Raw genomic sequence first — 8,881 nt, forward strand, 5'->3', positions numbered from 1 at the left:
CACTCCCCTGTCGATCCTCCGGTACACCAAGCGGGCCATCACCCGTGCCTACGACGCGATGGGGCTGACCAGCGCGGTCGAGTCGAATCTCGATATCGCCGCGGTGTTGAACTCGGCCGAAACTCCCGAGCGTGCCGAGTTCACCGAGCTCGTCGCGTCCAAGGGACTCGGGGCCGCCCTGGCGTGGCGGGACGAACGGTACGGCGCCGTCGAGCAGTAACAGTTCCGGCGCCGGTTGCGCGAGAACTCTCTTCTCACGCAACCGGTGTCCGAAATCTGATCCCCGCCGACGCGCCTCTCCGATTGAAGGGGCCGGGGGGTCGGGGGGGGATAGCACCCGATCAATAGTTTGATGATTCTACGAATATGAATATATAGGAGATGATCGTGACCGAACTGATGGAGCGCCAGTCCGTTGCCGACCCAACCACCGACGCGGTGGAGCCGGGAACGCTGCCCCCACTCGGCGTGGTTCCCAAGAGCATGCACGCGCAGGTCGTGCGCCCGGAGCGGTACGGCGATCCCGCCACCGCGTTCGTCCACGAGGTCGTCGACACCCCGCAGCTCGGTACCGGTGAAGTGCTGATCGCCGTGATGGCGGCCGGCGTCAACTACAACAACGTCTGGGCAGCCCGCGGCTACCCGGTAGATCAGGTCGCGACCCGGCAGCGACGGGGCGAGACCGAGGACTTCCACGTCGGCGGGTCGGACGCCTCGGGCATCGTCTACGCCGTCGGTGAAGGGGTCAGCGGCATCAGCATCGGCGACGAGGTCGTCGTCCATCCGGGAGTGTGGGACGAGGACGACCCGTGGATCACCTCCGGACGCGACCAGATGATCGCACCCAGTGCGAAGATCTGGGGCTACGACACCAACTACGGCTCGTTCGGGCAGTTCGCCCGCGCTCAAGCACACCAAATACTCCCCAAAGCGGCACACCTGAGCTGGGCCGAAGCGGCTGCACCCACCCTGGTCGGCACGACCGCCTACCGGATGCTGCACGGCTGGCAGGGCAACACCGTCACCGAGGGCGACCTGGTGTTGGTGTGGGGTGGCTCCGGCGGACTCGGAACCCAGGCCTGCCAGCTCGTCCGCGAAGCCGGCGGCCGGGCGGTTGCCGTGGTATCGGACGACGAACGCGGCTCCTACGCGATGAAGTACGGGGCCATCGGCTACATCAACCGCCGCGAATTCGATCACTGGGGAATCCCGCCGTTGGTCGACGACGCCAAAGGCCAGAAGATGTGGACCGCCAGCGCCCGCGCGTTCGGCAAGAAGATCTGGGAAATCGCCGGCAACCGAGAAGACCCGGCGATCGTGTTCGAGCACCCCGGCGCCTCAACCATTCCGACCAGCATCTTCGTGTGCCAACCGGGCGGCATGGTCGCCATCTGCGCCGGAACCACCGGCTTCGACGCCATGGTGGACCTGCGATACCACTGGACCCGCCAGAAGCGACTGCAGGGCTCGCACGGCACCAACGACGCCCAGGCGATCGCCTACAACCAGCTGGTCGTCGACGGGAAGATCGACCCGGTCGTCGGCCGCGTCCTGCCCATGGCCGACATTCCGCTCGCCCACGCCCAGATGGGCCGCGGCGAGGAGGTCTTCGGCAACACGGTCCACCTCATCGGTGCCACAACCCCCGACGAGGGTCGCCGAGCCTGACTACCCGCAACGGCACAGCAGAACCACAAGCAAAGGTGCACAAAATGTCCCGAGCATGGAAAGTCCGTCAGTACGGTGAGCCCTCGTCCGTCCTCCGTCTGGAAGCGGCAACCGTACCCACCCCCGGCCACGGGCAGGTGCGGCTTCGAGTGGCCGCCACCTCGTGCAACTTCGCCGACGTTCTGCTGTGCCGGGGCGAATATCAACAGAAGCCGGACCCGCCGTTCACCCCGGGCCTCGAGGTGTGCGGCTGGGTGGACGACATCGGTGGCGGAGTCGACCCCATGTTGCTCGCCTCGCGGGTCGTCGGCCAGCCGATCCTGCCTCATGGCGGCTTCGCCGACGTTGCCCTGCTGAACGCGGACGAGGTCTACATCGTTCCCCGCGCCATCGACGACAGTGTCGCGGCAACCTTGAATCTGACCTATCTGACCGCTTGGCTGGGCCTGCACCGACGGGCGTCGATCAAGTCCGGTGACACCATCGTGATCACCGCCGCTGCGGGTGGTGTCGGCTCGGCGGCCGTGCAGGTCGCCCGAGCGGCAGGCGCGACCGTGATTGCGATCGTGTCCGGTGCAGACAAAGCCGCCACCGCCTCCCGTCTCGGAGCCGACGTGGTCATCGACCGATCCGACGGCGACGTGATCGAACAGGTGAAGGCCGCCGCACCGGACGGCGCCGACATCGTCTTCGACTCGGTCGGCGGCAAGGCCTACGAGCAGGCAACGAAATACATTGCCTTCGAAGGACGCATCGTGGTCATCGGATTCGCCAGCGGCTACATTCCACGTCCGCACCTCAACCATGCGTTAGTGAAGAACTACACCATCACCGGCCTGCACTGGTCGTTGTACCGCAAACACCGACCGGACCTCGTACACATCGCCCAAGCAGCCATCTTCGAGATGGCCGCCGCCGGCCTGATCGATCCGCTGGTCACCGCCCGATTAGGCCTCGAAGATGTACCCACAGCCCTCGAGCAGCTCGCCCACGGACGCACCCAAGGAAAGACAGTCATCACCGTCTGACGTCGTCCGTCACCCATCGCAGAAACCAAGAAGAAACAGGAGTGCGGCATATGACCTCCATGGTCGAAGAAGCCCCGTCGTTCGACGGCAACTGGGGCGAGTACGAACACCTCCGCGTCGAACGCCGCGGTCAGGTAGCGCTGATCACGCTCGACCGCCCGAAAGCGCTCAACGCCCTATGTGATGCTCTCACCATCGAACTGACCCACGCGCTCGATGCCACCGAGGCCGACGACAGCATCGGTGCCGTTGTATTGACCGGCAGCGCCAAGGCCTTCGCGGCGGGCGCCGATATCGCCGAGATGCAGCCGAAATCGTTCACCGACGTCTACCTCGAAGACTTCATCACCGCCAGCTGGGAACGCGCCTCGACCACCCGTAAGCCCATCATCGCCGCGGTCGCCGGATACGCCCTCGGCGGCGGCGCCGAACTCGCAATGAGCTGCGACCTGATCATCGCCGCGGACACCGCCAAATTCGGCCAGCCCGAAATCACCATCGGGATCCTTCCCGGCGCCGGCGGCACCCAACGCCTGACCCGGGCGGTCGGCAAGTCCAAGGCCATGGACATGGTCCTGACCGGCCGCACCATCGACGCCGAGGAAGCGGAGAAGATCGGCCTCGTCGCCCGCATCGTCCCCGCCGACACCCTCATCGACGAGGCAATCGCCATCGCGCAGCAGATCGCCGGATTCTCCCGACCCTCGGTCCTGATGGCCAAAGAGGCCGTGAACTCCGCCTTCGAGACCCCCCTGGCAGAGGGCCTGCGGTTCGAGCGTCGCCTGTTCCACGCCGCCTTCGCCACCGACGGCCAGACCGAAGGCATGACCGCCTTCCTCGACAAGCGCAAGCCACACTTCACCAACCGTTGAGAAAGCGAGATCTGCACATGGCTTCACCAATCGCACTCCCGCGGATCATGCGGATCGGCGGCGGCGCCGTCGCCGAGATCGGCGAGGTGGTCTCGAGCCTCGGGCTCACCCGCCCGCTGGTGGTCACCGATTCGTTCCTCGTCGGCACCGGCGCCGCGGAACAGATGATCAAGACCCTCGAGTCCACCGGTCTGTCGCCGCGCCTGTTCGCCGACACCGTCCCGGATCCGACGACCGACTCCCTCGACGCCGGACTGGCCGCGATCGCCGAGCACGACTGCGACTCGGTCATCGGGTTCGGCGGCGGCAGCCCGATGGACACCGCCAAGGCCCTGGGAATCCTCGGCCGCCAGGGCGGGCAGATGCGCGACTACAAGGCCCCCCGCAACAACACCGGGCCGGCCCTGCCGGTCATCGCCGTCCCCACCACCGCCGGAAGCGGCTCGGAGGCAACCCAGTTCACCGTCATCACCGACAGCGTCTCCGACGAGAAGATGCTTTGCCCTGGCCTGGCGTTCCTGCCGATCGCCGCGGTCATCGACTACGAGCTGACCGTGTCGATGCCGCCGCGGCTGACCGCCGACACCGGCGTCGACGCCCTCACCCATGCCATCGAGGCGTACGTCAGCAAGAAGGCGAACCCCTTCGCCGACAGCCTCGCGCTGACCGCGATCGGCACCATCGGCCGGGTCCTGCGCCGCGCCTACACCGACGGCTCCGACGCCGAGGCCCGTGAGCAGATGATGCTCGCCGCAACCCAAGCCGGGATCGCGTTCTCCAACTCCTCCGTCGCCCTGGTGCACGGGATGAGCCGGCCGATCGGCGCCCACTTCCACGTCGCTCACGGACTATCGAATGCCATGCTCTTCCCCGCTGTCACGGCGTTCTCGGTCCGCGCCGCGGAATCCCGGTACGCCGACTGCGCCCGCGCCCTCGGAGTCGCCACCACCGGCGACGACAACACCACCGCCGCGAACAACCTCGTCGACGCGCTGCGCGAGTTGTGCCGCGACGTGGCTGTGCCCACGCCCAAGGCATACGGCATCGACAAGGCCCGCTGGGACGAACTGATCCCGCTCATGGCCGAACAGGCCCTGGGCTCCGGGTCACCGACCAACAACCCGCTGGTCCCGACCGATGCCGAGATCCGCGACCTCTACGCCCAGATCTACGGCTGAAAACCTCTTCAGGAGAACCCTTCACATGACTGCCACCATTCCCACCCCGGCGACCGGCACCGCCACCTCCGCTGCGCCCGTCGACATCGACCACTACATCGCCGGCCACATCGACGCCCGCGCCGCCGCAACCCGCGCCGACGTCTACAACCCCGCCACCGGGCAGATCACCGGCAAGGTCGCGATGGCCACCACCGCCGATGTCGATGCCGCGGTCGCCGCGGCGGCCGCGTCCTTCCCCGCCTGGTCGGCCACTCCCGCGCACATCCGGGCCCGCATCCTGTTCCGATTCCGCGACCTCGTCGAACAGCACTCAGACCGGCTCGCCGCCATCATCACCGCCGAGCACGGCAAAGTGCACTCCGACGCCAACGGTGAAGTGACCCGCGGCCTCGAGGTCGTCGAATTCGCCTGCGGAATCCCACAGCAACTCAAGGGCGAGTTCTCCGAAAACGTCGGCCGCGCCGTCGACGGAGTCACCTTCCGCCAGCCCCTCGGCGTCGTCGCCGGCATCTCCCCGTTCAACTTCCCCGCGATGGTCCCGATGTGGATGTTCCCCGTCGCCCTCGCCTGCGGGAACACGTTCGTGATGAAGCCGTCGGAGAAGGACCCCACCCTCAGCGTCGAACTCGCGAAGCTGCTGACCAAGGCCGGCCTGCCGGACGGGGTGTTCAACGTCGTGCACGGCGACAAGGTCGCGGTCGACGCCCTCCTGACCCACGATCATGTCGAGGCGATCAGCTTCGTCGGCTCCACCCCGATCGCGGAGTACATCCACACCACCGCCTCCGCGCAGGGCAAGCGCGTCCAGGCCCTCGGCGGCGCGAAGAACCACATGGTGATCATGCCCGACGCCGACCTCGACCAGGCCGTCTCCGCCCTCATGGGCGCCGCCTACGGCTCCGCCGGAGAGCGGTGCATGGCCATCTCTGTCGCCGTCCCGGTCGGCGAGGACACCGCCAACGCCCTGCGCGATCGTCTCGTCGCCGCTCTCGCCGATCTGAAGGTCGGCCCCGGTACCGACCCCGACGTGGAGATGGGCCCGCTGGTGACCGGGGTGCACCGCGACAAGGTCGCCTCCTACATCGACCTCGGCGTCGAGGAAGGCGCCGAACTCGTCGTCGACGGACGGCAGAACATCCCGGCAACTGGGGCGGAGGGGTTCTTCCTCGGCGGCACCCTCTTCGACGACGTCACCCCGACCATGCGGATCTACCTCGAGGAGATCTTCGGACCGGTCCTGTCCATCGTGCGCGCCGAATCCTTCGAGAAGGCCCTCCAGTTGGTCAACGATCATGAATTCGGTAACGGCACCGCCATCTTCACCGCCGACGGCAACACCGCCCGCACCTACCTCCACCAGGTCAAGGCCGGCATGGTCGGCATCAACGTCCCGATCCCGGTGCCGATGGCCTTCCACTCCTTCGGCGGCTGGAAACGGTCCCTTTTCGGTGACCACCACATCCACGGACCCGAAGGCGTGCGGTTCTACACCCGCAACAAGACCGCCACCACCCGCTGGCCCAACGACACCCAGACCCGCACCGACTTCTCCATGCCCACCCATGAGTGAGGTCCGATTCGGGCGGTGCGGATACACCCTCACGCATGAGCGCACCACAGTTCAGCCCGAGCAAAGCACCATCGTCCCCGACGACGGCGACGAGATCCGGTTCCACCACCAGGGTCCGGTCGCTCGAATCGTTCTCAATCGCCCGAAGGCGTTGAACGCGCTGACCACATCGATGATCGCTCAGCTCCATCGCGCCCTCGACGAGTGGGAAGAGAATCCGGGGACCGCTGTGGTTCTGGAGAGTTCGAGCCCGAAGGCGTTCTGCGCCGGTGGTGACATACGTCAGATCCGCCAGAACACTGTCGCCGGTGTATACGGCGACAGCGACGACTTCTTCGCCTCCGAGTACCGCCTCAACGCCCGGATCGCGGAACTCACAACCCCCTTGGTCTCACTGATCGACGGGGTCTGCATGGGCGGCGGAATGGGATTGTCCGTGCATGGTGCGTTCCGTGTCGTCAGCGACAAGGCGGTGCTGGCGATGCCCGAAACCGCGATTGGGTTCTTCCCGGATGTCGGCGGTAGCTATTTCCTGTCCCGACTTCCGGGTGCGCTCGGGATGTACCTCGGGTTGACGGGCTACCGTCTCGATGCTGCCGATGCCGTGTACACCGGGCTGGCCACGCACCGGGTTACCGACGTGGCCTTCGTGGTGTCAGCGCTGGAGGAAAACCCGCAGACGCCGGTCGATGAGGTGCTGCGCTCACTGCCTCCCGCAGCCCCGACTGCCACCAGCCGGTTGGCCGAACACCGATGCGAGATCGATTGGTGCTTCAGCGCACCGAGCGTGTCCGAGATCCACTCCCGCCTGCGTGATCATCACAGCTCATGGTCACGGGAAACTCTCGCGGTACTCGATTCGGCCTCCCCGCAGAGCTTGGAGGTGACGTTCGCGGTGTTGACCGCGGGCAAACAACGGAACCTGCGGCGCTGTTTGAAGATGGAGCTGGACGTCGCCACCCATCTCGCCCGCACCCCCGACTTCGTCGAAGGCGTCCGTGCGGGTTTGGTCGACAAGGATCGATCCCCCGTTTGGGGAGAATCGCTGTTCGGCGGGTTCGACGCCGGTGGGTCGAGCGTATGGCACCGTCTACCGTAGCCTGCTGGGACGCCGCGGGATGCGTGCTCTGGGGGATGCGGCGATGTCTCCCAGAGTGATCCACGTGGTTGCCGCTGGTGCGGGACTCGTCCTGGCCGGCGTTCTGACGCTTGTCCTCGTCCGAGTGGAGGATCCCACCTCCGGACACTGGCCAGCCCTCGACCTCACTCTCCGCGCGGTGGCCTTGATGTGCGGCGCTTCCCTGCTCGCCGGTGGGGTGCTGTGCTGCGTGTGGGCGCGCCCGTTGTCCTGCTACGTCGACGACGACATTCCGCGATCGTGACTCCCCAACTTCGCGGGAACCGCGACACCGAATGTGGTTGTCCCACCATATTTTCGATCATTTGTTGGGCATATTCGGTGTCGAGAACTTGGGCGTTGTCCCAGCGACCGTCGATGTGATCTGATTCTCACAACCAATACTTCGAGAGATTTAGGATTATAAAAATGATTCCTGCGCCTCCGCCCAGCACCCCTCCGGACAACCCTCGACCGACCTTGTCATGGACCAAACGCGTGATCTGCACGATCCTCGTAGCCACACCGGTCGCGCTCGCACTGTCCGTTCCGCTGTATCAGCACACCGAACCAACCCTCGGCGGATTGCCATTCTTCTACTGGTTCCAGATGACCATGGCGATCGCCGCCGCCTGCGGATGTGGCGCCACCTACTACATCGCCTTCCGCAACGAACCTGAAATCAGGGACGCACAATGACCTTCAACGGCGTCACCTTCGGTGTGTTCATGGTCCTGTTCGTACTGGTTACCGGAATGGGCTTCGTCGCCAGCCGATGGCGCCGAGCCAAGAACGAACACCAACTCGACGAATGGGCCCTCGGCGGCCGCGGCTTCGGCGGATTCATCACCTGGTTTCTTCTCGGCGGAGACCTGTACTCCGCCTACACCTTGATCGCTGTACCCGCAGCGATCTTCAGCATCGGCGCCTTCGGCTTCTACGCGGTGCCCAACGCGGTCGTCCTCTACTCGCTGGGCTTCCTATTCCTGCCCCGTCTAGTTCGGCTGGCCCACGAGAAGGGCTATGTGACGCTGACCGACTTCGTCAACGACCGCTTCAAATCACAAGCCCTCGGCCTGGCGATCACCCTCACCGGACTGCTGGCCACCCTGCCCTACCTCGCACTGCAGCTCGTCGGCCTCGAGGTCGTCTTCGCATCCATGGGTATCCAAGCGGGCCCGACCGCCAGCTGGATCGTGCGCGACCTCCCCCTGTTCATCGCGTTCGGAGTCCTCGCGGCATACACCTACTCCTCGGGTATACGCGCGCCGGCACTGATCGCGTTCCTCAAGGACGGGCTGACCTACATCGTGGTCATCGTCGCCGTCATCGTCATCCCGATCAAACTCGGCGGCTTCGGGCAGATCTTCGCCGACGCCGGCGCCGCAATCGCCGAACGCACCAACTCCCCCGACCCGGAAGCGGCGACGATCAGCGTCAACGCC

At 65.9% G+C, this 8,881-nt stretch carries 9 protein-coding genes and 1 pseudogene; all 10 read left to right on the top strand.

Annotated features, from left to right (window positions below; translation table 11 throughout):
- Positions 1-220, top strand: a pseudogene (locus AC1DWT_RS47325) (enoyl-CoA hydratase/isomerase family protein); the annotation flags it as partial.
- Between the two features lie 161 nt (positions 221-381).
- Positions 382-1,668, top strand: a complete 1,287-nt coding sequence (gene ccrA / locus AC1DWT_RS47330) for a crotonyl-CoA carboxylase/reductase (RefSeq protein ID WP_477925913.1) — start codon at positions 382-384, stop codon at positions 1,666-1,668.
- Positions 1,669-1,712: 44 nt separating this feature from the next.
- Entirely contained in the window at positions 1,713-2,696 is a 984-nt protein-coding gene (locus tag AC1DWT_RS47335) for an NADPH:quinone oxidoreductase family protein (protein ID WP_477925914.1), read from the top strand.
- A gap of 59 nt (positions 2,697-2,755) precedes the next feature.
- A complete protein-coding gene (locus AC1DWT_RS47340) occupies positions 2,756-3,568 on the top strand; it encodes an enoyl-CoA hydratase (protein ID WP_477925919.1) in 813 nt (270 codons plus the stop codon).
- A 17-nt stretch (positions 3,569-3,585) separates the two neighbouring features.
- A complete protein-coding gene (locus AC1DWT_RS47345; protein ID WP_242323815.1) occupies positions 3,586-4,746 on the top strand; it encodes an iron-containing alcohol dehydrogenase in 1,161 nt (386 codons plus the stop codon).
- Positions 4,747-4,771: 25 nt separating this feature from the next.
- A complete protein-coding gene (locus AC1DWT_RS47350) occupies positions 4,772-6,319 on the top strand; it encodes a CoA-acylating methylmalonate-semialdehyde dehydrogenase (RefSeq protein WP_477925915.1) in 1,548 nt (515 codons plus the stop codon).
- The gene (locus AC1DWT_RS47355; protein ID WP_477925916.1) at positions 6,312-7,418 is read left to right on the top strand and encodes an enoyl-CoA hydratase/isomerase family protein; all 1,107 of its coding nucleotides are present in this window, start codon (positions 6,312-6,314) and stop codon (positions 7,416-7,418) included. Before AC1DWT_RS47350 ends, AC1DWT_RS47355 begins: the two co-directional genes overlap by 8 nt.
- 43 nt (positions 7,419-7,461) lie before the next feature.
- Entirely contained in the window at positions 7,462-7,701 is a 240-nt protein-coding gene (locus AC1DWT_RS47360) for a hypothetical protein (protein ID WP_477925917.1), read from the top strand.
- Between the two features lie 233 nt (positions 7,702-7,934).
- On the top strand, positions 7,935-8,135 hold the full coding sequence (locus AC1DWT_RS47365; protein ID WP_241031809.1) for a DUF3311 domain-containing protein: 201 nt from the start codon (positions 7,935-7,937) through the stop codon (positions 8,133-8,135).
- Positions 8,132-8,881, top strand: a 750-nt coding sequence (locus AC1DWT_RS47370) for a sodium:solute symporter family transporter (RefSeq protein WP_477925918.1), incomplete at its 3' end; no start/stop codon positions are given. The genes AC1DWT_RS47365 and AC1DWT_RS47370, both read left to right, overlap by 4 nt.

Source organism: Rhodococcus sp. P4_B6 (assembly GCF_056402215.1).